General features: G+C 67.7%; 22 protein-coding genes and 5 pseudogenes. 13 read left to right on the top strand and 14 right to left on the bottom strand.

Features of this window, described 5'->3' with window-relative positions; genetic code table 11:
• Nucleotides 1-10: 10 nt before the first annotated feature.
• The 5 genes and pseudogenes from IO36_RS24900 (at nt 11) to IO36_RS24925 (ending at nt 4794) form a co-directional block, all read left to right on the top strand.
• Complete coding sequence (locus IO36_RS24900; protein WP_037623094.1) at nt 11-1330, top strand: flavin monoamine oxidase family protein; 1320 nt, start codon at nt 11-13, stop codon at nt 1328-1330.
• Entirely contained in the window at nt 1323-2756 is a 1434-nt protein-coding gene (locus IO36_RS24905) for an aminobutyraldehyde dehydrogenase (RefSeq protein WP_037623095.1), read from the top strand. The genes IO36_RS24900 and IO36_RS24905 overlap by 8 nt, the downstream gene beginning before the upstream one ends.
• Nucleotides 2757-3213: 457 nt before the next feature.
• The gene (locus tag IO36_RS24915) at nt 3214-3669 is read left to right on the top strand and encodes a hypothetical protein (protein WP_051900917.1); all 456 of its coding nucleotides are present in this window, start codon (nt 3214-3216) and stop codon (nt 3667-3669) included.
• Nucleotides 3666-4310: pseudogene (locus tag IO36_RS24920) on the top strand (ATP-binding protein); the annotation flags it as partial. The gene IO36_RS24915 and the pseudogene IO36_RS24920, both read left to right, overlap by 4 nt.
• Before the next feature lie 88 nt (nt 4311-4398).
• On the top strand, nt 4399-4794 hold the full coding sequence (locus IO36_RS24925) for a hypothetical protein (protein ID WP_051900918.1): 396 nt from the start codon (nt 4399-4401) through the stop codon (nt 4792-4794).
• 7 nt (nt 4795-4801) lie between these two features.
• On the opposite strand, the gene IO36_RS24930 is transcribed toward IO36_RS24925, so the two are convergent.
• Genes IO36_RS24930 through IO36_RS24940 form a run of 3 tightly spaced genes read right to left on the bottom strand, consistent with a single transcriptional unit; the run spans nt 4802 to nt 7828 of the window.
• A complete protein-coding gene (locus IO36_RS24930; RefSeq protein ID WP_037623096.1) occupies nt 4802-6439 on the bottom strand; it encodes a tyrosine-type recombinase/integrase in 1638 nt (545 codons plus the stop codon).
• 13 nt (nt 6440-6452) lie between these two features.
• Nucleotides 6453-6767: a helix-turn-helix domain-containing protein gene (locus IO36_RS24935; RefSeq protein ID WP_037623097.1), complete on the bottom strand. Its 315-nt coding sequence runs from the start codon at nt 6765-6767 to the stop codon at nt 6453-6455.
• The gene (locus IO36_RS24940) at nt 6764-7828 is read right to left on the bottom strand and encodes a tyrosine-type recombinase/integrase (protein ID WP_037623099.1); all 1065 of its coding nucleotides are present in this window, start codon (nt 7826-7828) and stop codon (nt 6764-6766) included. The genes IO36_RS24935 and IO36_RS24940 overlap by 4 nt, the downstream gene beginning before the upstream one ends.
• Before the next feature lie 145 nt (nt 7829-7973).
• On the opposite strand from IO36_RS24940, the pseudogene IO36_RS48340 reads away from it, so the two are divergent.
• Nucleotides 7974-8068 (top strand): annotated as a pseudogene (locus IO36_RS48340) (IS21-like element helper ATPase IstB); the annotation flags it as partial.
• A 56-nt stretch (nt 8069-8124) separates the two neighbouring features.
• On the opposite strand, the gene IO36_RS44825 reads toward IO36_RS48340, so the two are convergent.
• The 3 genes from IO36_RS44825 to IO36_RS43320 all read right to left on the bottom strand — a co-directional run bounded on the left by IO36_RS44825 (nt 8125) and on the right by IO36_RS43320 (nt 10750).
• Complete coding sequence (locus tag IO36_RS44825) at nt 8125-9063, bottom strand: HEAT repeat domain-containing protein (protein ID WP_245173469.1); 939 nt, start codon at nt 9061-9063, stop codon at nt 8125-8127.
• Between the two features lie 281 nt (nt 9064-9344).
• Nucleotides 9345-9776 carry a DUF4259 domain-containing protein gene (locus IO36_RS24955; protein WP_037623101.1) on the bottom strand — a complete coding sequence of 144 codons (432 nt, stop codon included), beginning with the start codon at nt 9774-9776 and terminating at the stop codon, nt 9345-9347.
• A gap of 329 nt (nt 9777-10105) precedes the next feature.
• Nucleotides 10106-10750, bottom strand: coding sequence for a hypothetical protein (locus IO36_RS43320; protein WP_051900919.1), 645 nt, complete (start codon nt 10748-10750; stop codon nt 10106-10108).
• 113 nt (nt 10751-10863) lie between these two features.
• Here IO36_RS43320 and IO36_RS49380 point away from each other — a divergent pair.
• Nucleotides 10864-11082, top strand: a pseudogene (locus IO36_RS49380) (anti-sigma factor); the annotation flags it as partial.
• Here IO36_RS49380 and IO36_RS24965 read toward each other — a convergent pair.
• The 3 genes from IO36_RS24965 to IO36_RS46965 form a co-directional block, all read right to left on the bottom strand.
• Nucleotides 11077-11403 (bottom strand): hypothetical protein, encoded by a 327-nt coding sequence (locus tag IO36_RS24965; protein WP_037623102.1) that lies wholly within the window; start codon nt 11401-11403, stop codon nt 11077-11079. The pseudogene IO36_RS49380 and the gene IO36_RS24965 overlap by 6 nt on opposite strands.
• Nucleotides 11400-11960, bottom strand: a complete 561-nt coding sequence (locus IO36_RS44835) for a GNAT family N-acetyltransferase (protein WP_078943418.1) — start codon at nt 11958-11960, stop codon at nt 11400-11402. The genes IO36_RS24965 and IO36_RS44835 overlap by 4 nt, the downstream gene beginning before the upstream one ends.
• Before the next feature lie 869 nt (nt 11961-12829).
• Nucleotides 12830-13543 carry a hypothetical protein gene (locus IO36_RS46965; RefSeq protein ID WP_051900920.1) on the bottom strand — a complete coding sequence of 238 codons (714 nt, stop codon included), beginning with the start codon at nt 13541-13543 and terminating at the stop codon, nt 12830-12832.
• Between the two features lie 412 nt (nt 13544-13955).
• Between IO36_RS46965 and IO36_RS46970 the strand changes: the two genes are divergently transcribed.
• The 4 genes from IO36_RS46970 to IO36_RS24990 all read left to right on the top strand — a co-directional run bounded on the left by IO36_RS46970 (nt 13956) and on the right by IO36_RS24990 (nt 15876).
• Nucleotides 13956-14114: a hypothetical protein gene (locus IO36_RS46970; protein ID WP_158997482.1), complete on the top strand. Its 159-nt coding sequence runs from the start codon at nt 13956-13958 to the stop codon at nt 14112-14114.
• Between the two features lie 99 nt (nt 14115-14213).
• A complete protein-coding gene (locus tag IO36_RS24980) occupies nt 14214-14429 on the top strand; it encodes a hypothetical protein (protein WP_037623105.1) in 216 nt (71 codons plus the stop codon).
• Nucleotides 14430-14443: 14 nt separating this feature from the next.
• Nucleotides 14444-15112 carry an adenylate kinase family protein gene (locus tag IO36_RS24985; RefSeq protein WP_037623210.1) on the top strand — a complete coding sequence of 223 codons (669 nt, stop codon included), beginning with the start codon at nt 14444-14446 and terminating at the stop codon, nt 15110-15112.
• 227 nt (nt 15113-15339) lie between these two features.
• Nucleotides 15340-15876: a hypothetical protein gene (locus IO36_RS24990; protein WP_158997484.1), complete on the top strand. Its 537-nt coding sequence runs from the start codon at nt 15340-15342 to the stop codon at nt 15874-15876.
• Between the two features lie 298 nt (nt 15877-16174).
• Here IO36_RS24990 and IO36_RS24995 read toward each other — a convergent pair whose 3' ends face one another.
• Both IO36_RS24995 and IO36_RS25000 read right to left on the bottom strand, forming a co-directional pair.
• Complete coding sequence (locus IO36_RS24995; RefSeq protein WP_037623106.1) at nt 16175-16525, bottom strand: hypothetical protein; 351 nt, start codon at nt 16523-16525, stop codon at nt 16175-16177.
• A 663-nt stretch (nt 16526-17188) separates the two neighbouring features.
• Entirely contained in the window at nt 17189-17848 is a 660-nt protein-coding gene (locus IO36_RS25000; protein WP_158997486.1) for a hypothetical protein, read from the bottom strand.
• 672 nt (nt 17849-18520) lie between these two features.
• Here IO36_RS25000 and IO36_RS25005 point away from each other — a divergent pair.
• Nucleotides 18521-19582, top strand: a complete 1062-nt coding sequence (locus IO36_RS25005) for a hypothetical protein (RefSeq protein ID WP_158997488.1) — start codon at nt 18521-18523, stop codon at nt 19580-19582.
• Nucleotides 19528-21309, top strand: coding sequence for a hypothetical protein (locus IO36_RS25010; protein WP_158997490.1), 1782 nt, complete (start codon nt 19528-19530; stop codon nt 21307-21309). Before IO36_RS25005 ends, IO36_RS25010 begins: the two co-directional genes overlap by 55 nt.
• A 294-nt stretch (nt 21310-21603) precedes the next feature.
• On the opposite strand, the gene IO36_RS44840 is transcribed toward IO36_RS25010, so the two are convergent.
• From IO36_RS44840 to IO36_RS44845, 3 genes and pseudogenes are all read right to left on the bottom strand, one after another.
• Nucleotides 21604-22143: a hypothetical protein gene (locus IO36_RS44840; RefSeq protein ID WP_342455127.1), complete on the bottom strand. Its 540-nt coding sequence runs from the start codon at nt 22141-22143 to the stop codon at nt 21604-21606.
• A gap of 50 nt (nt 22144-22193) precedes the next feature.
• Nucleotides 22194-22739: pseudogene (locus IO36_RS25020) on the bottom strand (glycosyltransferase family 2 protein); the annotation flags it as partial.
• Between the two features lie 117 nt (nt 22740-22856).
• Nucleotides 22857-23613: pseudogene (locus tag IO36_RS44845) on the bottom strand (UDP-N-acetylglucosamine--N-acetylmuramyl-(pentapeptide) pyrophosphoryl-undecaprenol N-acetylglucosamine transferase); the annotation flags it as partial.
• Nucleotides 23614-23709 lie beyond the last annotated feature (96 nt).

A 23709-nucleotide genomic window follows, 5' to 3' on the forward strand; every position in this document is an offset into this window, starting at 1 on the left:
AGCGAAACCGATGCATCACGACGTGATCGTTCTCGGTGCCGGGCTGGCCGGGCTCGCCGCCGCCCGGGACCTGGCCGCCGCCGGCACCGACGTACTCGTCCTGGAGGCCAGGGACCGGGTCGGCGGCCGGGTCGAACAGGCCCGCCTCCCCGACGGCCGTACCGTCCAGCTCGGCGGGGAGGTCGTCGGCCGCGCCCACACCGCCTACCTCGACCTCGCCGCGGAACTGGGACTGAAGCTGGTGCCCAGCTACGTGGCCGAGCCCGGCCGGATGGTCCGCGCCACGCCGGAGGGCAGCTCCGCCGGTGAACCGCCGCACTGGTTCGGCGACGGCGACTCGGCCCTCCACGCCCGGCTCGGCGCCGAGTTCGCCGCCCTGGCCGCCACCGTCGACCCCGGCGACCCCTGGTCGCACCCGGACGCGGCCGCCCTGGACCGGCTGTCCGTGGGCGCCTGGCTGCGCTCCCGGCACGCCACCCCCGCCGTCGTCCGCCTGTGGGAGATCGGCCAGCTGGCCCTCGCCGGAGGCTCCTACGAGCGGATCTCCCTGCTGGCCGCACTGCGCAAGAGCGCCGCCGTCCCCGCGTCCGGCCCGGGCGACTACGACTACGACGACTGGGAAGGACTGCGGCTCGCCGAGGGCTCGGCGACCCTGGCCGAGGTGATGGGCCGCGAACTCGGCCCGCGCGTCCGCCTCGGCTCACCGGTCGCCGCCCTCGACATACGCCCCGGCCGCTGCACCGTCCGCCTAGTCACCGGCGAGGTCCTCACCGCCGGGGCCGTCGTGAGCGCCCTGCCCGTGGGACCGCTGCGGTCCGTCGCCGTCAGCGGCGTGAGCGAGGCGCGCCTCGCCTCCCTGCACCGGCAACGGCAGGCGACGGCAGCCAAGTTCGCCGCCGTCTACGACCGTCCCTTCTGGCGCGCGGACGATCTGAACGGCCTCTCCGAGTCCGAGGGCGTCCTCGGCAGCACCTGGCCCCAGAACGAAGGCGTCCTGTCCGCACTGATCCCGCCGGAGCGCTACGGCGTCCTGCTGGGCACCCCGCCCCAGCTGCGCACCCCCGAACTGCTCGCCGAGATCGCCGGCCTGTACGGCGACGAGGCCCGCCGACCGCTCACCTGCTACCTGCGGCTGTGGGGCAGCGACCCCTGGACACAGGGCTACGTCACCCAGTGGCCGCCGGGCGAGGTGATGGCCGTGGGGCCGTCGCACGGCACCCACGAACCCCCGTTCTACGTCTGCGGATCCGAACAGTGGGTCGCCGGATACATGGAAGGCGCCGTCCGCACCGGCCGCGCCGCAGCGAAGGAGGCACTGCTCCGTGGCTGACAACGCCCTCCCGGCAACCGTCCTCAACCACATCGACGGCAAGGAGACACCCGCCGCGTCGGGTGCCACCCTGCGCCTGATCGACCCGGCCACCGGACGCCTCCACGGCACCGCTCCGCTCTCCGGCACCGACGACGTCGACAACGCCTGCCGCGCGGCCGAGAACGCCGGGCACGTGTGGTCGGCCACCACCCCGCAGCAGCGCCAGGGAGCGCTGCTGCGCATCGCCGACGCGCTGGAGCGGCACGCCGACGCCGTGGCGAGCGCCGAGGTCGCCGACACCGGCAAACCCCGTGCCCTCTTCCTCGCCGACGAACTGCCCGCGATCACCGACGTGCTGCGCTACTTCGCCGGCGCCGCACGCAACCTGCCCGGCGCCGCGGCCGCCGAGTACACCCCCGGCCGCACCTCCGTGCTGCGCCGGGAACCCATCGGCGTCTGCGCGCAGATCACCCCGTGGAACTACCCGCTGATGATGGCCGTGTGGAAGATCGCCCCAGCGCTCGCCGCCGGCAACACCGTCGTCCTCAAACCGTCCGACAGCACGCCCTCCTCCGCCACGTTCCTGGCCCGGCTGGCCGCCGAGCACCTGCCGCCCGGTGTGCTCAACGTCCTCTGCGGCGACCGTGACACCGGCCGCCTGCTGGTCGCCCATCCCGCCGTGCGGCTCGTCGCCCTCACCGGGAGTGTCCGCGCCGGACAGCAGATCGCCGCGGCCGCGGCCGCCGACCTCAAACGGCTCCACCTGGAGCTCGGCGGCAACGCGCCCGTGCTGATCCACGAGGACGCCGACCTGGACGACGCCGTAGGACAGCTGTCGTCGCTGGCCTTCTACAATGCCGGCCAGGACTGCACCGCCGCCACCAGGGTCCTGGTCCACCACCGGATCCACGACGCCTTCCTCGACGCCTTCGCCGAACGGGCCGCCCAGCAGGTCCCCGGCGGCCCCGACGACCCGGACGCCGACTTCGGCCCGCTCAACAACGCGGCCCAGCTCGCCTCCGTACGCCGTCTGCTGGAGACCTTGCCCGACCATGCCGAGATCGTCACGGGAGGCGCGCAGCTGGACCGGCCCGGGTACTTCCACCAGGCCACGGTGGTCGCGGGGGTGCGCCAGGACGACGAGATCGTGCAGAGCGAGGTGTTCGGTCCGGTCGTGACGGTCCAGCCGTTCACCGACGAGTCCGAGGCCTTCGAACTGGCCAACGCCGTACCGCAGGGACTCGCCGCCAGCGTGTGGACACGCGATCACGACCGGGCCATGCGCGCGAGTCGCGCCCTGCGCACCGGAATCGTCTGGGTCAACACCCACGGCACCACGGTGTCGGAGATGCCGCACGGAGGGGTACGGCACTCCGGACACGGCAGCGACCTGTCGCTCACCGGACTGCTCGACTACACACAGGTCAAGCACGTCATGCTGTGACGGGCCGCCCTCACCCGCCGTCGCCCGACCGGTTCGCGCGGCGCCGCCTGCTCCTGCCGGCGGTGTCCAGCAGCCCGCCCAGGGTGAGCGTCACGGTCCCCACGACGCGGGCCCGGCGCGGTCCGCCGCGCTCGGCCCGGAAGACACAGACACATCTGCCCACGACGAGTGCCGGCACACCCAGCAGCGATACAACGACCAGGGACTTGCCTGGCGCAGCACGCTGCACAAGCGCGCCACCCGTGGGCTCCTGCGCCGGATGCGGATTCCCACGACAGCCTCTGTCACGCCCTGTGCCCACTCCCCGGATACCCGTCCGGCTCGGGCTCGATGCCAGCCAGCGAGTGTCTCTACGCGCTCAGCGGTCATGAGGGCCGGGGGCACGCCCTTCGTCGCTGCCGCGAAGCGACATTCCGCCCCACGGACGGCGGATTGGAGGCCCTGGTCCGCAAGCCCGGTGCCTTCCCCCGGCGCGACCGCGCTCGACCAGGCCCGCTCCGCAGGGAAGTTCACCCCGGTCCACGGCGTCTGGTGGGCCGCGGCGGTCCGGGCCCACGGCGACACGGAGGGCACCCGGGCACTGATCGACGTGCCGCTGCTGGGCCGCCACCTCCCGCACGAGCACATCGTCGCTGGCCTGGCCACCGCCCTCCGGGCGGGGGCGCTGACCGCGGACGCGGTCGCGTTGGAGGCCCGCAAGGCCGCCCAGACCGAGGACGAGCCCGCCGTCGAGGTTGCGGTGCCGAGGCTGGCCGCCGGGTCGGGATCGGCGAGCGTGACGTTCCTGCACGAGTGGAAGCTCAACCACCTTCCGCCGGACACCAGGCCGCTGCCCTCGGTGACCCACTACGACCAGTTGCTCCGACACCGTCGCGCCGGCGGCGGTGACCTGCGAGAGAGAGAAGCGCCATGACCGCCATGCTGCCCCGCCGGCGGAACCTGACCGAGCAGGTCGCGACCACGGCCATCGACACGGCTTGCCGGCTGCTGCGGCTGCCGTCGATCCGCAACGAGTGCGCCGACCGGGCGGTCAAGGACCAGATGACCTACTGCGGCTTCCTCGCCGAGCTGCTGATGGCCGAGTGCGACGACCGGGCCCTGCGCCGCTCCGAGCGGCGGATCAAGGCCGCCGGCTTCCCCCGGGACAAGTCGCTGCGGACCTTCGACTTCGACGCCAACCCCAACATCGACCCCGCCGTGATCAACGCCCTCGCCAGCTGCGAGTGGATCAAGAAGAGCCAGCCGCTCTGCCTGATTGGCGACTCCGGCACCGGCAAGTCCCACATGCTCATCGCCCTGGGCACCGAGGCCGCGATGCAGGGCTACCGGGTCCGCTACACCCTCGCCAGCAAGCTGGTGAACGAGCTGGTGGAGGCCGCCGACGAGAGGCAGCTGAACAAGACCACCGCCCGCTACGCCCGCGTCGACCTGCTCTGCATCGATGAGCTCGGCTACATGGAACTCGACCGCCACGGCGCCGAATTCCTCTTCCAGGACCTCACCGAGCGCGAGGAGAAGAACTGCGTCGCTATCGCCTCCAACGAGTCCTTCGGTAAAGCGCACATCTTCCGGCGAACCCGTGCCAGGCAGCGCCGAAACTTCACTACTCCCGGCAGCGACGCGGATGCTGCATGATCGAGCGGTGCTGATCGAACTGGTGAGGGTCGCGAGGTTTCCCGGAAGTCCTTGGCTTGCAGATGTCCGGACCTCGTTCGGTCATACCGCGGTCCGATGGTGCGGGGATCGTGCTGCGGAGCCCGGCGAGTACCACGTCGAGTGGACGATCGACGAGGACATCGTCTGGGGGCAGAACGCCAAGCCTGCTGTTGGTATCGGTCCCGGGCTCCGGACCGGCGGGCACTGCGTAGTTCTGCGGGGACGGCTGGGCCTCACTGAGGACGGTGCCGCCCTGCTGGACTTCGACGGCACGAATATCCTGCTGGACCTTGCTGATCCGCTGCCCGAAGATGTCGCCAATACGTGGGTCGAGCTCTTCCTCGAGCGCGAGAAGGTCAGCGTCTATCCGTACGTACTCTGACCAGGGATCAGGTTCTCTCCGACGCCCACTGCGACAAGCGGGTCTCGTCGATGCGATCGGACAGATAGATCAAGGTGGCCTGTGGGTCCATGCCGAAGGCTGCGGCGACAAGTTTGGGGTCCATGGTGTTCACCAGGTCGAGGAGACGGGTGCTGCGGATCACGCGGGGCGGGAAGCCACAGTCGTCAAGAACGTGGGAGAGATAGGCAGTTGAGGCCGGGTATCGCCCGCTCTTTGTTCCTTTGGCGACCACGACGTGGGGGTTGCTCGTCGGCCATGCCTCTCGGTGGGCGAGGCATCTCTGCAACACCGTCCAGGAAGCCGGATCCAAGGGAACGGGGTGAGGGCGTTTCCCGAGCCGGACGGTCTGGACTTGCTGGTCGATGTCGCTGACCTGCAGCATTCGCACCTCGGAGCTGGCGGCGCCATGCAGGAGAGCGAGCATTCCCAGCATCGCCTCATGCGGATGCACGTGCTCATTGGTTGTCCAGCGGCGGAACAGTTCGCGTTGCTGGTCGAGGGCGAGGGTCTGGCCGCGGAAGCCGTTCGTCTCCTTCGCGATCAGCTGGCGGGTGGGGTCGACCACCAGCATTCTCTGGGACCGCGCGAAGCGGAAGAACTGCCGCAGTACGGTCAGCCGCCGCTTGCGTCCCTTGGGCAGGACGGCGAGGAAGGCTTCGATGTCGTGCACGTCGACGAGGGCCCAGTCGATCTTGTCCCGGTCATCGACCAGGAAGAGTGCGAGGTCACGCAGGGTGGCCAGGGCTGTCTCCAGGGTGAGATTGCTGCGAGGGCGGGTGCCGGCTCGGCGGGCTCGGTCCTGGGCCCGCATCCGGGAGGTATTGAAGGCGGCGACGGCTTGCCGCAGCGGCTCGGGAACGGCCTTGATGCGTCGTTGCCGTCGGCCGACGGCGAGCCGTTCGGCCTGGTCGGTGGGCAGGGCCAGGTGGTGGAGGGTGAAGAAGTCCTCGAGTGCGCGGGCGAAGGAGCCCATCGACCGTCCGGGCCTGCGGGATCTTTCCAGCAGAGACTGGGGAGAGATGGAGTGCCCGTCTTCCAGGAGTCGGCCGAGGTCGGTGACGAAGCCGCAGGCTCTGGCGGTGCAGTGCCGGGCGGCGACATGAGCGACGAAGTCCCCCAGCCAGGATGGTGGATGGGCGAGCCGGTCGCGGAGGTGTTCCCCGCGGATGAAGGGACGGCCAGGGTGCTTTTGCCAGCAGGCCGAGCACAGCCCCAGTCCGGCATGTCGCCGCAGCTGGCCGCACTCGCGGCAGGTGCGCGGAGGCTGCTTCTGCTGCCGGGGCCGTGAACAGTGACCGCACCAGCCGGTCGTCTCACGCAGATAGCCGGTCCTGCGGCAGCGCGGACACATCTGCTGGGCAGCCCGTTGTTCGGCCTTGCGCCGGCAGTCGCGGCACAGACGGTTCTGCGATGAGCGGACGGGGTGGCCGCATACCTCGCAGACGCGTGAGCAGATGATGCACCGGCCGGTGTCCTGCTGCAGAACACGGTCGCGGCCGCAGCCGGGGCAAACCGCCTTGGCGGCCTGCTCGTTCAGTCGGCGCCAGCACCGGCAGCAGTGCCGGCGGTCGAGATATCCGGCAGGGGCACTACAGGTGACGCAGTCGCGTTGCTTCTTGCCCATCGCCGCCCGCCGGTCACAGAGGCGGCATCGACCGGCCCCTGGCGGAGGCAGCCTGCGGCAGGTCGGCGACTGGACGAGGAGGTGCGATGGGCCGTCCGACGGGGGTGGTGTCGACCTCGATCAGGTCGTTGGGGGTGCACTCCAGCGCGGTGCACAACGCGGCTAGCGTGGTCATCTTCACTTGAGAGGGTTCCTTGGTGAACAGCGCGGACACCGATGCCGAGGACAGTTCCAGGCCGGCCTTCTCGGCCAGCAGCCGCCGCAGTTCCGTCCCGGTCCACACCTTGCGCTGGGCGGCGGCCATCCGCAGCCGCCATTGGATCTTCATGCCGTGGTGTCCTTCCCGGTCATCTCGGCCAAAGTGCTGGCGACCGCGCGTTGGTAGGCGTCCTCGATGAAGGTCGCGGAGGGTCGGGCACATCGCATGGTCGAGCTGACGGTCCAGTGACCGAGCATCTGCTGGATCGCGACGAGATCGACGCCACGTTCGTAGTTGTGCGTCGCGCAAGCTCGTCGCAGAGCATGCGGGCTGAATCGCTCTGATGCCGGGCGTCCTTCGAGTTCCATCAGATAGCGGAGCCGGTTGCGGATGGTCCCGCGATGCAGGCTGCCGCCGGACTCGTCGGCGAAGAGCACCGGCGAGTCGGGGAACTTGGGCCGCACGTCCTCCAGGAACCACCGCAGCACCAGGTCCAGGCCGTCGAGCATGGGCACCCAACGAGGCCGCGGCCCGGACGTGTGGGCTCCCTTGCCGAAGCGGACGTGGAGCTTGCCGAACGGACCTCGGGTGAAGTGCAGGTCCGGCTTCTCCAGCAGCGATGCCTCCTCCGAGCGGAGACCAGCGTGACACAGCGTCCGGAACATCGCATAGTCCCTCGCTGCGGGTCCGTACTTCCTCGCGGTCGCGATCCTCTGCTTCATGAAGTCGAAGAACTCCGTCACCCGCTCCGGTGTCGGCGGCGGCAGCAGGGCCGGCGAATCGTCCCCGACATGACGGGAAGCGTTGAACTCGTCGACCGGGCAGACCAGACGGGCGCCGAATGCAGCCTCGATCTCGGCCGCCTTGCGGGCCTGCAGGAACCGGTGGAAGCTCTTGAAAATCTGCACGTACTCACGGCGGGTCGACGTCTTGCGGCCCTGAACGGCCAGGTCACCCACCACGCGGTCGATGTCCTCGGGCGTGACTTCCCAAGCAGGCCGTCCCAGTGCGGTGAGTGTCCGCTCCAGCAGTCCGATGTCGTTGTCGACGGTCACCGGGCTGAACCCGCGGGCCCGCCACGAGGCGACGAACGCGTCGACGCACATGGTCTGGAACTGCCACGGCTCCGTGGTCAGCGGCTCCTGCGGGACGGCCCCGCCCGCGATGACCTGCAGTCTCGCCTCGGCCACCGGCACGCCTTCCCGCACCTGAACAGTCAAGGCAGCACATTGAAAACCAGGGGGCCACCGCGAGAACCTAACGAGGACCGCAGGGATGGGATACGGGCAGGTGGCAGCAGCAACTCTTGTGAGGGAACAAGTGCCAGCCCCAGATGGCTGGACCAAGACGTTCACCGACCCCCGCCTCTGCGCGGCCATCGTCGACCGCCTCACCTTCAACGGAACATCATCGAGACCGGCACCGACTCGCCAGCACCCGGGCGCGCGCCGAAGCACCCGCCAAGGCTGGCTGACCACTGCATGCCTCAGCCTGATGGTCCTTCATCCCAAGGATCGGCAAGCACTGTTCCGGGGATGTTCACCGTGAGCATTTCGTCGATGCAGTTGCGCAGCGCGAGACCGGGGGCGTCGGTCCAGGTGAGCCATGGCACCGGCTGGAGCAGGGCGTCGTACTGGGGAATGCCGGGGTCGGTGAGGAGGGTTCGGAGTTCGTCGGGGACGGGGTCGGTAACCAGGCACAGCCAGGCCAGGCCGGCGCCGATGCGGACCTCGGGTGGCCGTCCCGGGTCCGACCAGAGGTCCCGGGCCCACCGGTGAGCGTGGTCGTCCTGGTGTTCGCGGGCGAGTTGGGCGATCGCCAGGATCAGGCTCACCCGGACCACCGCGTCGTCTTCGTTCGCCAGCCTGAATCGCAGGGCCGAGGAGACACGTGGGACCTCGTCGGTCACTGCCGCCAGGACGTAGGCGGTCACGGAGCGGACCTCGGGGTTGGGGTCGGAGAGAAGCGGGAGCAGGAGGGGCAGGTCGTCCGTGACCGCTTGACGGGCGGCTTGGATCGTCCAGTCCACCGGGCACATCGTGCTGCCCTCGATCAGCAGCGGTTCCTCGGCGACTTGGAGCAGGCCTTCGCGCGATCCGTCTCCCATGTGCTGGCATCGGCCGATCTCGGCGACCAGGCGAAGGGTTCGGGCGCGGAGCGCAGGGTGCCCGGCCGTCGCAGTCCGGAGCAGGAACGGCACCGCCAGTGCCCCCACTGCGATCGTGCTGCCCTGGTGGTGAAGATTGATCCAGAGCTGCCACAAAGCCTTGTCGGCGGCTTCGGCGTCTGCGGAGCCGAGCGTTGTGAGGAGACCGGGGATCTCCTCGCCCGGGCCGTAGAAGTGCCGAAACCGCTGCCAGGGGACTTCCTCGCACCTGAACCCGTCCTTGGCCTCCGGCGGGATCGCGCCCACGGCCGTCCGCACGTCGCAATCCGTGCCGACCCACCGTTCCGGCCAGCCAGCCCAAGGGTCGTCGTCCATAACTTGGCCTTCCCGTCCACCAGCAGCATCCGAGTCCCGGAGTCTAACGACCGGTGATCAAGAGGCGGACCGTCTCTGCCGCATTCTGGCGGCACCGCACCACGGAGACGTCATTTCTCGTGAGCATCTGCAGCACTCAAGATCGCCAACTGCTGTCCAAACCGCTGATCAAACGCTGCTACTTCACGGGTTCTGGCTCAGCTTTCGTGCCCAGTGACGCTCCGTTATGGCTGGACGTCGAAGAGAGCAATCGAAGGGGGCGGCGGGACAAGCACGGCGCGAAGGCGAGTGAGTATGGCCCGCCACTGCTTCCAGTCCTCCGGGTCGATCCAGTTGGAGGCCGGCCCGTCCTCGTCGCTGGCGATGCGGGCGAGGGCTTCGTCGGCGAGTGCCCGAAGGTCGGAAGGGAACACGGGCATAGGTGTTTCCGGACCGTAGGACATGTCGATGGGTTCGCCTCCCGGACATTGCGCCGCGATGAGTGCAGCGGCGGCCACCGCCTCCTCTGCTTCCGTGAGATAGCCGGTGGCGTCGATCGTCCGGATGATGACACCTCGGATCAGGGCTTCGCGTGCCTCGGGCTCTGCGTTGTCGAGGGCGTTGGCGAAGTCTGCGGCTGTGTCGTTGTCGAAGGGACCGGTATCCCAGGTGCCCATGCTGATCTCCGTTGCGTATGGTCGCCCGGATCCTCGCATCAGGGACTGACTGCCGTCTCCCGCTGTCCGGCGACGGCACTTCGGCCCTCTTCCAGGTGATCGACCAGAGGGTCGGCCCCGAAGCTTTTCGGCTTCGGGCGGTGACGGCTTTGCCGTGGTGCTGCTCCAGGTCGGCGAAGACTGACCCTCCCCTTGTAAGTTCGGTTCATGGAGCACGTGGGCTGCTTGGGCCCGTGCTGGGCGAGTGAAACGGCATCCAGCGACCGAAGCCCTCGACTAGCAGCCCTGCTGCGGCCCGAGCCGGAAACGGACATCAGCTCAGCGTGTCCTCAGGTGAAGACGATGGCTGCTCCGGTCGCGATCGAGAGTTTCGCAGCCTGGAGAAGTTGCAGGCAGACATAGGATTCGACGCCATAACGCTGCCATCCCTCGCCGGCCGGCTCTTCGGCATCGGTGGCCTCGAAGACCTCCTCGGAGTGCGGGTCGAGGTCCTCTGGAAGACCAAGGGCTTCAGCGAGTCGACGGGTTTCCACCAGCAGTCGTACCGAGGAACCGAGGTAGCCGCCCGGTGCCTTTTTGTCGACGATGACGTGGTTGAAATCGACAGGGGCGTAGTACCCCTCGCAGTCCGAATGATGGATCAGGTGGTCGAACGGTCCCGGCGGCTCGCCTGGGAGAGTCTTGTAGACCTTGCTCAACAGTGGGTCGTCAGTCGCACGCTGGGCCTCATGCAACGGTTCGGGCAGGCGCCCACCCGCCGCTAGGTGGACGGCGAGACGACGAACGGCGTGCAAGCCCGAGTAACCCCACATCTCGAACTCCGCGGCCTCCGCGTCAACCAGATCGGGCTCGGTCCACTGCGGCGCGCCCGCCCTCTCCAGTAGCTCGCCGATCGCAACGAAGTCAGCGCGGACCATCTCGGTGTAGTCGTCCTCTGCATCGCTGAGGGCACCGACGACCATGTTCAAACCCATGACCCGATCTTGCCAGCACGATCACATCGTGCCCGGCCTCATCGCAAGGAAGTAGTACTTCCCTGTCATCGTCTCCCGCGCCGCCTTCGTAGCCACGGACCTGCCCCGCGCTCAGCGGCGACAAGGTCTGTGAACTCTGGTACGCGGCCCCCTCCGGCGACCTCCGCCCAGCCGGCCTCCTGCCGGGCACCGGGGACCACTCCGCCCGCGTCCTCGACAGGCCGCTCGGCCGGACGGTGGCCGTTGGGATCACCGTCGAACCGGCCGGTGGCTCCCACCAGCCCACCACTGAATCCCTCGGCATCATCCCCGGCGGTTCTCAAAAGTCATGAGGTGCCCTGGCGGCGCCTGTGGGCGCAGGTGACCAGCGCGACGCCCAAGATCAGCTGCACGCCGAAGAGCGCGTCGTACCAGCCTGGAGCGTCGAAGGGGACGCTCCACACGGCCCAGGCCAGGGCGCGTATGCCGAAGATAACAGCGGCGGCGGATCCCCAGGATTCAGCGACCGATGGCCAACGGCCCGTCTCCCCGGTCTGAGTCTTCTTGGCGGCTTCGCTCTGGCTCCTCAGCCTTTTGATCGCTTTGGTCTTCTCGGCGCCGGTGAGTTCGGGGTGCTGGCACTCGATCTGCTCCTGGGCGTCTTTGAGATTCATCGTTCTCGGCTCCCGCCACGACAGCGCGAGATGGCTTCTTGCCGATGCTGGTACCAGCAGGCGTCGACCTCACGCCCGTCGCCCAGAGTGAAGCGGGGCGGTCCTGGCACAGTGGCGAAGCCGGCTGCTTCGAGTGCTTCGCGAGAAGGCTTGTTCGTCGGCTCCGCGCCCGCTCGTACGACGTTGAAGCCCAGATGGCGGTGACCGAGCTGGATGGCCGCGCGGAACAGTTCGACGCCCAGTCCCTGCCGACGGTAGCCAGGGGCCAGCCAGCCACCGATCTCGCCGGATTTCAGGTTTGACGCTTGTCGCGCCCGCAAACCGGTCATCGGCCTCCTCATCAACTTCAAGCGATCGCGAGCCTCGAACCCTGACAGGTCGTCATCCGCGCGCATCGACAAAAACCACTCTCGCGTGTCCTCGTCCTGCACCAGGTTGTCGCCCTCGTTCCCCAACCAGCGCTGCGCCTCAGCATCAGATCGAGCTGCGGCAGAACCCATGACATCCAGTGCAACGAGCGGCGTGTAGTAGAGGAGCAACCGTTCGCTGCGCAACACGTGCCGGCCCGCACCGCACTTGCCGCGTACAGGGGGGTGAAGCGGTTCTGCGGACCGGCGAAACAGAGGTCCAAAACATGCCTCGCCCCCAGACGAAGACCGCCGACGTGCTGCTCCAGCACTGCGCGATGGCTGAATATGGCGCGTACCCCGCAGGCGCACGTGAGCCTGGGGGTCGGCACTGATCGACTCGTCACACAGGAGCTTCCCCGTGCGGCCTCGCGTGGGATTCCTGCCGTTTGGGCCGGACTTGCGATTGCGCACTAGCCGGGCATCTTGCTGGTGGCTGGCCCCCCAAGACTCTCATCCGGGCGCTGCTCATTGCGGTGGCTGCTCGGATGTACGTCCCGGCTGCCCGGCGGCGTGCCTCGGCGAGAGCGGATTCCAGTGGGCCGAGGAGTTGCGGCGTGGCTGGAATGATGCTGCCGGGGCCGAGCTGGGCGGCGGTGCTGGAGCGTTCCAGGAGTCGGAGACGGCGCGTAGGACCAGCCGGCCGCCCTGGTCGTCCCGGCGGGCAGCGACACAACCAACAGGTCGACGTCGTCCTAGCCGATATCCGGATTGGTGTCCTCGCTGCCCGGCAGTCACATGGACTCTCCGCCGGACCAGGCCGTCCGGGAGTCGTTTGGCATGGAACAGCGGGCGAGGGCGAATGGATCCACTCGCTCGATGACATCGCTGGCGCCGGTGGCAGGCGAAGTGGCGCATCGCAGGTGTGCTGACGATGGGGGTGGACTGGGAATCGCGACGACGACGGTCCGTGCGGTGAACGATTTGACCGCACGGTGGGCGCAGACTCCTGAGGGTGGCACGGTGTTCTCGGCGGCGCTGTGGCCGGCGACGCCCGGTGTGTCGCGGTGCCTCTTGGGTCAGAATGGCGGGTCGTCGGAGCAGCCTTCCTTCCAGGGATCCATCGCTTCGGGATCCGAGACCCATGGGTCGGGAAGGGGGCCGGGATCTACGCCCCAGGTCACGAGGCACCGCTTCGCCATGTAGCGGTACCCGCCGTATTCGCTGGCGCTTAGCGTGTTGCGAACCAGAGGTTCGAGCTCTGGAATGTGGACAGCCAGCTTCGGCACGGCGAGCGTCATCGCCGCTGCGTACACCGCAGACTCCCTGATCAGAAGGTCTGCCTCGGCGAAGTGTGACCGTGCCGCCTCATAGATCAGCGGGATGACGGCACGCACCGCGGCGACATCCTCAGGTTCTCCAGGGCCGTCTTCGTCGTACGTTGCTTCGTCGGCGAGATCACCTAGCCATTCGAGGAGCGCCGCACGCAGGGGCCGGCAGCGCTCGTCGTGGAAGTAGGTCCCCGGGGTCATCGTTCGCGGGTGGTCCAGGACGGCGATCACGAAGCGGGCAGCCGGGGCGGTGGCGCTGTAGATGCTGTTCTGGTGGGTCACGGCATGACCGAGGTCGCGTACGGCCCTTCGTTGGACATTCTCGTCGTCGTCCAGCAGCCCGGCCAGGATGACGGGGGTCTCTGGGGCCACGTCGGGGCAGCAGTGGTCGACGCTGTTCCAGTCCGTCGCCAGAAGGAGCGCCCAGGGGTCGGTGGCCTCGCTGCCGGCATTGATCGTCACGGGTCCAAGTGTGGCCTGTGGCTCTGCAGGGGCCAAGGTTGGACCAGCGTCCGTCGCCATGCCCCTGCCGTGCCGAGATGTCTGAAGGTCTGGCCTCATCCTTCTCAGGCCGGTTAGTGCGGCCGCGGGGAACACGCCGCCGATCGCCCGGCCGCCCTCGCCCCGCCCCGCCACTGGCTGGATCACGCGCCACCCCGACCACCTGTGTGAGGGCGACGAACAGCAGCTCAAAACCCTGCTGGCCCGCTCACTCGAACTCACAGCCGCCGTCGGCCACGTCCGCACCTTCGCGACCAACCGCGAAGGCGACCGGCTGCCGCACTGGATCGCCGACGTCTGCGCGGACGACCAGTGCGGCCTGGCCGGCTTTGCCGCCGGACTGCTTCCCGACCTCGACGCCGTCGTCTACGGCATGAGCACCGACTGGTCGTCCGGACCGGTCGAGGGCCGCGTCAACGATCTGAAAGCGCTCAAGCGCAGCATGTTCGGCAGAGCGCAAACATCGCTACTGCGCAAACGACTCTTCCTGATCGCCGCCAGCCGCCGACCACAGACCCTCACGGCCCGCTGATCGACGTCACGGAATCCTTGCCCAATCCCAAACGACCAGGGGCCGCAGACAGACCGAAACCAGTCGCGGTGGCACCGGCCCCTGCGGAATGCTTGGGTCGTGCGCCTGAATATCGATGGGGTCACCCCGCTGCCGCGGATGCTCTTGATCAGCGAGTTCCTGCTCCAGGCCGACTTCCAGGTCGAGCTGGACGGAGCGGTGTTCGTCGCGGCGGGTGGCCGGGTCTCCTACGAGGACGGCAGTGTCGTGGTGACTTGCTCGACCGGTGAGCAATACAAGCACCCGATCCGCGACAGCTACTGGATCTGCCGATGATGGCGACGGGCTCGATGCGCATCGCCATCTTGCAACCGCCGGCGTGGTTGTGGGAGACACCGAGCGATTCGCTGGCTCGGGCCGTGGCAGTGCCACGCATCAACTTCGGCGATCTCATGCGCGCTCACCTCCGCCAGGGCACCGACCTGGGGATCCGATCTGCGGAGATCATGAACTCCGGCCGGCCGCTCCCGAACGAGATCATCAATAAGATCGTCCGGGACTACCTGTGCCAGGCATCCCTCACAGCTTTCCTCCTCGACCGGCACCCGCTCAACGTCGCCCAGGCGCTTGCTCTGGACGAGTTGCTCCACGAACTCGACACGCCCCTGGACAGCGTGTTGCGCCTGCATCTTCCCGAGCAGGAGGTGGAGGGCCGCGTCCGCCACCAGTCCGCACGTCGCCTCTGCCGTAACGACTCGGCCCACGTCTACGAGCCAGCGGTGGACACCCTCGACGTCGATGGCGCCTGCAACGTCTGCGGCGGTGAACTCTATCAGCGTGAGGACGACAAAGAGAAGAGCATCCGCAGTCGGTTCAGCAGTTACGAAGCGATGGTGGAGCCCATGATCCGGCACTACGCAAGGCAAGGGCTCCTCGTCACAGTCGACGCTGTCGGCACACCCGACGAGATAGCCAGTCGCGCGCTCACCGCGCTGGGACAGCATCAGGCCTCCATGTGATATGACAGAGCGTCACCCAGTGCACGGAAACACGATCGGCTTCACGAAGTTCGTGCCTGAACCCATTTCAAGCGTCGCCGACAGACGCTCGGCTGCGCCGTATGGTGGTTCGTGGATTTCAGCACGTCAGACGGGCGCATGTGGGGCTAGGAACCGAATTCACGCTGTGAGCAACACTGCCTCTTCCGGAACGATTCACCCTCCTCGGCTACGACCAGCTCGGATAGATGACCAGCCGAACCGACCCGGTGGCCTACGCCGCCGCGGCCGCGGCAGCATCGCAGACCGACCCGGAACTGCTCGTCCCCACCAGCGCGGACGGCAGCGGAGTCACCCAATACAGAGGCTCCGGGCGCTGGAGCCCGACCAGCAAAGGAACTGACATGCGTCACCTCAACGCCGCTTTCGCCCTCCGCGCCCTTCGGCGTGGGAAGCAGATCGAGCAGTTCCTCGGCGGCATCGACACCGACGGCCGACCCGGGCTCCGCTGGATCGCCCTCAGTTCCAGCCGCACGGGCGTCACCATTTACCTGAGCGAGGTCGAGGACGTCGGCACGGACTCCTTCTTCGACATCACCGAGTTCCCGCCCCTGGACCCCGACGAGGAGACGTGGGGCCGGGAAGTCGCCGTCCTGCCCACGCCCGAGGAGGCCCTGCACCTGGCAGAACACGAACTTGCCGCCGCCCCTCAACGATGGGTCAACGAGGGCGTCGTCTGCGACGAGTACCGGGACTTTCGGGCCGCACGCAGGTCAAACCCGTGACGCTTCGGCGCCACCCGGCACGGGCTCGTCGGAACAGGTGCGCTGGGGACGCCTCGTCGAGGCGATAACGGCGCTGTTCTACTCCTACGAAACCCAACAAAAGGTTGTGGTGGGGTTGTCGCGGTCGTCTCCGCTGCGACGTCGGGCAGCAGCGGATCTGGCTTATCTGCCCGGTAGCGACCGCGGCGGACTGAAGGCGCAGACGGGCGTTGACCCCGAGCTTCGGGCAGGCAAAGAGTCCGGATTGGTTTGCTCGGGTACGGGCCGTGGAGACGTCGGTCGAGGTCAGGCGGCCTGCTCAGGGTCGCAGGGATCGATCCTGCGGATCGAAGCACACGAGTCCGTGCCGGTTGGCCAGCGTGGCAGCATAAGCGCACACTTCCTCGGCTGTGCCGTAGGACATGACCAGGTACACGATCGGGCCCGACGCCCCGTCGATGACTGGCGGTGCCGACCATATGAAATGGGGGTCGTTCTCGTCCGGGTATCGTGCGACCAAGGCGTCCACGTAGGTCGCGATGCGTGGCGCCGGGGGTACCAGGACGTCGTCCGATTCCAGGTAGCGCTCGTACAGCTCGGCGTAGGTGGAGTCTGCTTGGCGATTGTCGAGTGGACGGTCCCCGTCCCACACAGCAAGGTCATAGCTCATCAGCGCATCCTCGCAGGCAGCAGCCTCACCGACGCTGGCGGGCCGGGGAACGGGAATCGGCCCCTGACCAAACTTCCTGGTCAGGGGCCGATTCCCGTTAGGGTGGCGGCGCCAGGATTCGAACCTGGGAACGCGAAACCGGCAGATTTGCAGTCTCCCTGCTGGAACGGGTTGAACGGAGGTTGCTCAGCGCCCGCCTTCCCACCAGAACGGCCGTCAAGGCAGAAGGACGTGGATGGTGCCCAAAGGAGGCACGCCATCTCCAGCAGGTGAATGTGGGGGCGAGGGCCTGCCCGGCGCTCGATCGCAGGAGGGCGTCCGCGCACAGCGGGGACGCGCCCGCGTTGACCGGCGCTGTGGCCGCAGACCGGGGCCACTGCACATCACCGGCCCTGGGTGCGGCGCGCGCGGATGTGAGGCGTGGAGCCGGCGGGCGTCGTTGCCCCCGTAGCGGCGGGCTGCACATTGTTCAGCAGGCGAGGATGACGTCGGCGGGGATGGTGCCCCAAAGCCACAACCGTCTCGTCTCGAACGACCGCAACATTGACGACCTGACCGACATCCCTGTTTGGAAGAAGGCCCACCCGCGCACCCTCAAGGCGCGGTCAAGGGTTACTGGATCGAACTGCTCCGAGGGCGGGCCGCCAGGCCCGGCGCCAGCCTCTACCAGCCGCCCGTCTCTTCCAGGTACTCCTGTAGCAGTTCTTCGAAGTGATCCAGGTGCGCGGAGTACCCTGCCTGTAGCAGATGTGCGAGCAGGTGAACCTTGTTGACGTCCTCATAGAAGTTGATGTTGGTTGGTGTTGCCCGAGCTGGCCGGCGGTCGCTGCCTCGTCCGATCATGGAGTAGCGGAAGGTCTCACCTGTTTCGTCTTGCTGGTCCAGCCAGCGCAGTGTCTCCATCGACTCGTTGTCGATGCGGTTGTTGGGCGGGTCCAAGTCCGAGATGAAGCCCAGGTAGGTGTTGAGCCGCTCGGCGAGCTTCTTGATGCTATGGCTGTCCTCGCGCAGTTTCTTGTCGACCTTTTCCCCTTCCAGGTTCGCCCCGTTGGTGTTGTACTGGCCGCGGCGGACGATGCGTGCTGCGGTGCGGATGAGCCATTTCAGGCTGAGCTCGACGCTGTGCCGGTAGTTGTAGAGGACCGGGATCGGAAGTGAGTCGTCGGGGCCGTGTTGACTCCAGTGCGTCGCGCAGATCTCGGCTACGCGCAAATATCCGCCAGCGATAGCGAGGTCGTCTTCCCATCTGCCGCCGATCACCGCGATCTCATGCGCGGGCCATCGAGGGCGCGGCAGGTTCATCATCTCTTCCGTCTGGTCCATATGCTCAGGATGTTCTCGGCCCGCGCTGCGCGCGAGGGGTTTTCCCCGCGCGCAGGATGCGAGCCGGCCACAGGGCTCGAGCGCCGGTGTGTGTCAGCCGCGGAGAGCCGCACACGGCGTGAGACGAAGCGGAAAGCCTGCAGCAAGCAGTGCCGAAGGGCAGGTTGTGGGAGCCGATGAGGGCGTCCAGCGGTCCTGGGTGACGTGTGGTGGGACGGGATGCTCAGGGAGTCCGAAGCGCTGGCCAGGGCGGCGGAAGCGCGATGCCCAGGTGCGGTGGAGCGGCTGATCGCGCTGCTGCAGGCATGGGCGCTGGGGTTCGCGGCCGCGCGGCCCGATGTCCTGTCCCCACGCCTGGCTGTCTCCCGGCGGGGGCTTCGGAGAGACGAGGCGGCGGGGTTCCTGGCAGCGCTTGATGCGCGGGTGCTGCATGTGGACTCTGCTGGCGTCGTGGTGCCCCAGGCCTTCCGGCCGAAGGCCTGCGGGGGCCGGCATGCCCTGTTCAGCCGTAACGGCGCGAGCGTAGCGGTCAACTTGGGGCGATCATGGTGCCGCACTGGCCGGAAGGTCTCAGAACGGACGTACGCTGACCTCAAGGCAGGGCCGATTTGCCCGCGGCCGGCCCCGAGCTGATGCTGGAGAGGGGACAGCGCTAACGGCGGGGTGATCCCCATGTCATTCACCAGCGGAAGCCGCTCGGGGGACTCCAATCCCGGCTCGGGCAAGATGCGACCTTCGGGCATGCCTCGACCCGGTGTGGGTCACTACGAGGTCAGAGAAGTCGAAATACTCCAGGAAGCGCTGGCTGCGGTCCAGGCCAGGCCGGAGATCGCCGAGCAACTGAGGGCGTTACAGGAGCCCCCGGACATCGAAGCGGTGGTGAAGGAGCAACATGCCGTCATCAGGATGAACCTGACGGAACACCTGGAACGCACCCGCCGACTGGGAAGTCAGTTGGACGACTACCTCGTGCGGGAAATTGCGTACTCGGACCGTGGCCGATTTGCCTGGTTCAGGGAGCTTTCCGAGACTGCGGAAGGTTTGCGGGACGTGGCGGACGCACTGGCCGAGATCAGTCGTGCACCGGATTCTGTCTTGAAGGGCTGGGAGGACGAGGACCGGATGCTCGACCTGATGAGGGCGACGTGGGAGCGACGCGAGCAGGCGGCGAAACTCCGGGCTTCGCCCGGCGGGTCAGTACGGACGGGGCGGTGGCACCGGAGGGGGCGTAAGCACCTAGCCGATCTACCCAACTGGACGGGGCCACCCCGGACCGTCGTGACCAAGGAGTACATCGCCGTCCATCAGGAGCTTCTCCAGATCGAAGGGCTGTTGAAGCAGGACATGGGCGAGCAGCGTGCGCAGGCAAGCGAACGGCACGAGTTCCGCACACTGGAGGCCGAATGGCATGCGGCATGGACGGAACTCCGCTCCATGGCGGAATCTGCCGTGCACGGGGTCGTGCTCACCGCCCTCAACAGCGCTGTCGCCGCTGACTTCGCCCTGAGCATGAAGGTCCGCTCGCTCGACGGCCTGCGCGAGACGCTCGCCAACAGGAAGATCGTGATCACGTCGTCCTTCGAGCGGCTCGAGTCGATGATCGACCGGCACGGGGAGGGGAGCTTTGGCATCGCGGGCCGCGAGGCGTTGGCAAAACCACGCTCATCCAGTCCTTCACGATGTCCGGCAGTGGCGGCGCCGCCACTGCGGAGCTGGACGTGTCGAAACGCATGAGATTGGGCGTCGTGGAGGCAGCTCCGGTTGCGTACGAGCCGCGGGACTTCGTTCTGCACCTGCACGCCAAGGTGTGCTTGGCACTGCTCGGCCCTGATGCGGACCGAGACCTGGAAGGCTATGGGACCACCGGTCCGAGGTCTTGGACCAAGGCCGCTACCGCCCTTGCCCTCGCGCTGGCGGGAGTGGCAGTTCTGGCCGCGGGCACCACGCTTCTGGCCCGCGCAGCCCGGCTGCTCAGCGCGCCGGATGACGGGTGGAGCTACGCAGGTCTGGCCCTGACCCTTGCCGCGGCCCTTCTGCTAATGCTGTGCCTCATCTTCGTGGTTCGGCTGGCGGTGCCGGACTCTCTCTGGGCCGCCTCCGATGCATCCTCCGCGCAGGCACTGACGCTCGCGCAGTCACGTCGCTACTCAATAGCCAGCCTTCTTGCGAACATATGGTGCCCGGCCCTCGCGGTCTTCACGGCGGTCGGCCTGGCAGTGCTCACCGTGTCCGGCGGACTGGGCCGGGGTACCTGGATGCTGCTCGGCGGCGCTGCGACGATCGTCCTCGGCGTGACCCTGCTTCTCACCGGTGGCCGCATGGCGCGGATCGCTCACGACCTGTGGATATCTTCGCGGGTCGGGACGGCCGAGACGACGTACTCCGGCGAGGCCGTGCTCCGCGAACGGGCGTTCCGCGAGCTCCGACAGATCCGCTACGAGCAGACGCTCAGCAGCGAGCACTCCATGACGCTCAGGCTCGGTGGCGCGAAACAACTTCCCGTCGGCATCGACGTCGGATCCAGGCAAGGGACGTCGCTGGCGGAGCGGGCCAAGAGCTATCCCGAGATCACGTCCGGCCTCCGTGCCTTCCTGGAGGCGGTTAGCCAGCATTACGACCTCATCATCGCCGTCGATGAGCTGGACAAGCTCAGGAGTGCGGCGGACGTCGAGAACTTCCTCAACGACATCAAGGGAGTGTTCGGCGTCAGTCGCTGCTACTTCCTCGTCTCCGTCTCGGAGGAAGCTGCGGGCAGTTTCGAGCGGCGCGGGATGCCTTTCCGCGACGTGTTCGACAGCTGTTTCGACGACATCCTCATGCTGCAACGGCTGCAGCTTCCCCCGGCCCGCGAAATTCTCTACAGCCTGCTCCTCGGGTGGACGAAGCCCTTCGTCGCGCTGTGCTACGTACTCTCCGGCGGCCTCCCCCGGGAACTGCAGCGCAGCGCACGTGCGCTGATCGGCCAGCATGAGGAGATGAGTTTGATCCACCTCGCCGGGGCGGTACCCGAACTGATGCGGCGCGAGGCGGCCGCTCGGTTGGGCGCCGTCCGGCACGGTCTGCTCCGCGAGGCATGCGGGCCAGCTGGCCTCACCCTCGTCCACCACATCGAAGGTATAGAGCCTGCTGGTGCCTCCTCGGAGCAGTTCCGACAATGGTACGAGGAATTGGGTGCTTGGTGCCTGCGACAGTCCGCCGGGGTCCGCACGCCGGACGGGTTCTCGCCGATGCCGGCGGCCACCCGCATGGGATGCGAACTCGCCGCGTTCATGTTGTTCGCCGCCACGGTGATGGAGTTCTTCGGGTCCACCCTGGACTCGAAGCGCCTCCAGGAGGCCGAGCGGCCCGACGCGGGCGGCAGGTCGCTCACGAAGCTCGTGGACGCACGTCACGCGTTGTCCCTCAGCCCGTGGACCTCGGTCGGCTGCCTCACGGCCTTCCGCCGTGCCTGGGGCCTGTAGCAGGCCTCGTGCGCCGTCGTCAACGCTCACCGCGAACTCCGAACCTTTGCGGCGGCGGATGACCAGCCGTGGACCATGGGGATCAGTGCCTGGCTGTCGTGCAGGTTCGCTGCCGGATCATGCGCCAGGAGGGGGTTCCGGCCAGAGAAGTCCTCCGGATTGTGGCTGGACCACATCTCTCGCGTCCGCCGGCCGCACCTGTGGGCCCCTCGAAGATTGTGGGTGTCGCACACTCTTGTGGTGCGCTGTTGTTGCATGCCTCCTGCGGGTGGAGAGAGCAAAAGCGCTCGGGTGTCAGGCGGACTGCGTGGACGCTTGATCGCCTGCCGCCGGCCCTGCAGCCTGCGGGGCGGTGTAGAACACTGAGCTTCCTTGCTTGGTACGCAGGGCCTGGGCCTTGGCCACGAGCCCTTCCAGCGTCGTACGAACCACGGTGGGCTTGATTGTGCGCTCAGGGTGCCGCTGACCCAGCGCTGCCGTGACTTCAGCAGCTGAGCGAGGCTCGACCTGGTCGGCCAGGTGCTTGCGCACGAGGTCGACCAGCGTGGGCTGCACCGGCTGAGGAACCGCTGCCGCGGTGGCCTTCTTGCCGGCCTGCTTCTTCACCGGAGCAGCCTTCCTGGCCGCGTCGGAGGCTGCCGCGGGCTTCTTGCGAGAGGCCGGAACCTCCGTGACAGGTTTCGCCGAGGGCGCTGCCGGGGCGCCGAGAGCCTGCTGGAGGTTCACCAGGATGGTGTGATCGTGCCGCAGGCCGACCAACTGCTTCTGCAGGGCTTCGATCTCACCACTGAGGCGTTCCTGTTCCTTGAGGTTGCGTTCCAGGTCACCTGCCACCTGGACGCTGTACTGGCGCCGTCTCGCATGATCCTCAGCCACAGCGCCTAGTCCTGGCGCTTGCGCATCTCAGGCATCAGCCGGGTGCCCAGGGCGTTGCGGTCGTACATGGCGGTGAGGGCGGCGACGTAGTCCCGGCGCAGCATCGCGGGGTAGTCCACGTGCCCGCGTGCGCGGATCACCCGCCCGTTGGGGACCCAGTCGGTGCTCTCGCCGTCGTAGTCGGCGTCCATCTTGTAGTAGCTGGTGAACGTCAGCGGTGCATCGCCCTCGGCGGCGAAGGCGAGCTGCTTCTCGGTCTTCTCCGGCAGCCACAGGTCGTCGGAGTCGAGGAACGCGACGTAGTCCCCGCGGGCTCGCTCGATCGCGAGGTTGCGGGCCCGGCCCGCACCGCCCCGCTCGGGCGCTGTCTTGGGCAGTACGCGCTTGTCCTGGGCGGCGAGCTCCATCAGCAGGTCCATGGAGCTGTCGGAGGACTGGTCGTCGGTTACCAGCAGCTCTACGTCAGTGTGCGTCTGCGTGAGCACCGATCGGACGGCCGCGCCGAGGGTGGCTGCCGAGTTGTAGCCGGGCATCACGACAGACACCAGGGGCACAGCACTTCTCCTTGCCAGACCAGGAACGACGGTCCATTCAAACACTGCAATCGAGTAGGAGCTGCCTGCACTGTTGTCGCTGGTCAGAGCTATGCAGGGCTTTCCCTGGCCGTACGCGCCGCAGAGGTGGGGCACCGTGTCGTCGGCTACGACGTGGACCCGCACCGCGTCCAGCAGCTCGCCGACGACTCCGTTTATCTGCTGGGCGCCCTGGGCCCCGCCCGTGACGTAGACCGTCGGCAGTTGCCGGTCGAAGCCGTGTAGACCCATCGCCTCGACTGCCTTGTCCGCGTGCCCGGTCAATATCTGCGGCGTACTGGTTCCCGGTGACGACCGCAAGATCGCGTACTGCCTCCGGTAGGAGCGCTACCGTGGACTGCGAGGAGATTGCGATGCGCGTCGCGGAGCCTGCCAGTTTCCGGTTCGCCAGCCCCAAACGCACGGTCTGTTCGTGCAGCACCAGCGGGCGACGGCACAGGCGGGCGGCCAGACCGGCGGGCACTGCCACATACCCACCAGTGGCCAGGACAACGTCCGGCCTGAAGTCGGCCACCAGCTTCCTCGCCTGCGCCACGCCGCGCGGGACCCGGGCCATGTCCTTCATGTTTGCCGTGGACATGATCCTGAGCGGGTTGCTGGACCGGGGGTCCTTGCCCGCGGCGACGGCGCCGAACACGATCCCCCCGGCCGGGGCGATACGCGCCTCCAGGCCGTCAGCCGTACCGATCCACGGGACGTCAAGCGTTCTGCCCTCGCCCGCCAGCCGCTCCTGAAGCGCACGGATCGCGGTGAGCGCGGGATAGGTATGTCCCCCTGTACCTCCCCCTGTGACGATCAGGCGGAAGGTGCCGACAGCTCGGGGTGTGTGCTTCACCCAGCGCAGCCTACTGACGTCGAAGGTGCTTGTGGTGACAGGAAAGCTCCGGAGGACAGTTGTTCCTCAAACACGAGTCGTAGCCCGCGACGGCGG

Origin of the sequence: Streptomyces aureus (genome assembly GCF_000725495.1) — a bacterium.
Classification (GTDB): domain Bacteria; phylum Actinomycetota; class Actinomycetes; order Streptomycetales; family Streptomycetaceae; genus Streptomyces; species Streptomyces aureus_B.

Excerpts from the sequence above, each read along its gene's own strand:
- IO36_RS24900 (WP_037623094.1), top strand. The coding sequence starts at position 11 with ATGCATCACGACGTGATCGTTCTCGGTGCCGGGCTGGCCGGGCTCGCC.
- IO36_RS24930 (WP_037623096.1), bottom strand. The coding sequence starts at position 6,439 with ATGGGCAAGAAGCAACGCGACTGCGTCACCTGTAGTGCCCCTGCCGGA.
- IO36_RS24935 (WP_037623097.1), bottom strand. The coding sequence starts at position 6,767 with ATGAAGATCCAATGGCGGCTGCGGATGGCCGCCGCCCAGCGCAAGGTG.
- IO36_RS24955 (WP_037623101.1), bottom strand. The coding sequence starts at position 9,776 with ATGGGCACCTGGGATACCGGTCCCTTCGACAACGACACAGCCGCAGAC.
- IO36_RS43320 (WP_051900919.1), bottom strand. The coding sequence starts at position 10,750 with ATGGGTTTGAACATGGTCGTCGGTGCCCTCAGCGATGCAGAGGACGAC.
- IO36_RS24965 (WP_037623102.1), bottom strand. The coding sequence starts at position 11,403 with ATGAATCTCAAAGACGCCCAGGAGCAGATCGAGTGCCAGCACCCCGAA.
- IO36_RS46970 (WP_158997482.1), top strand. The coding sequence starts at position 13,956 with ATGAGCACCGACTGGTCGTCCGGACCGGTCGAGGGCCGCGTCAACGAT.
- IO36_RS24985 (WP_037623210.1), top strand. The coding sequence starts at position 14,444 with ATGCGCATCGCCATCTTGCAACCGCCGGCGTGGTTGTGGGAGACACCG.
- IO36_RS24990 (WP_158997484.1), top strand. The coding sequence starts at position 15,340 with ATGACCAGCCGAACCGACCCGGTGGCCTACGCCGCCGCGGCCGCGGCA.
- IO36_RS24995 (WP_037623106.1), bottom strand. The coding sequence starts at position 16,525 with ATGAGCTATGACCTTGCTGTGTGGGACGGGGACCGTCCACTCGACAAT.
- IO36_RS25000 (WP_158997486.1), bottom strand. The coding sequence starts at position 17,848 with ATGGACCAGACGGAAGAGATGATGAACCTGCCGCGCCCTCGATGGCCC.
- IO36_RS25005 (WP_158997488.1), top strand. The coding sequence starts at position 18,521 with ATGTCATTCACCAGCGGAAGCCGCTCGGGGGACTCCAATCCCGGCTCG.
- IO36_RS25010 (WP_158997490.1), top strand. The coding sequence starts at position 19,528 with ATGTCCGGCAGTGGCGGCGCCGCCACTGCGGAGCTGGACGTGTCGAAA.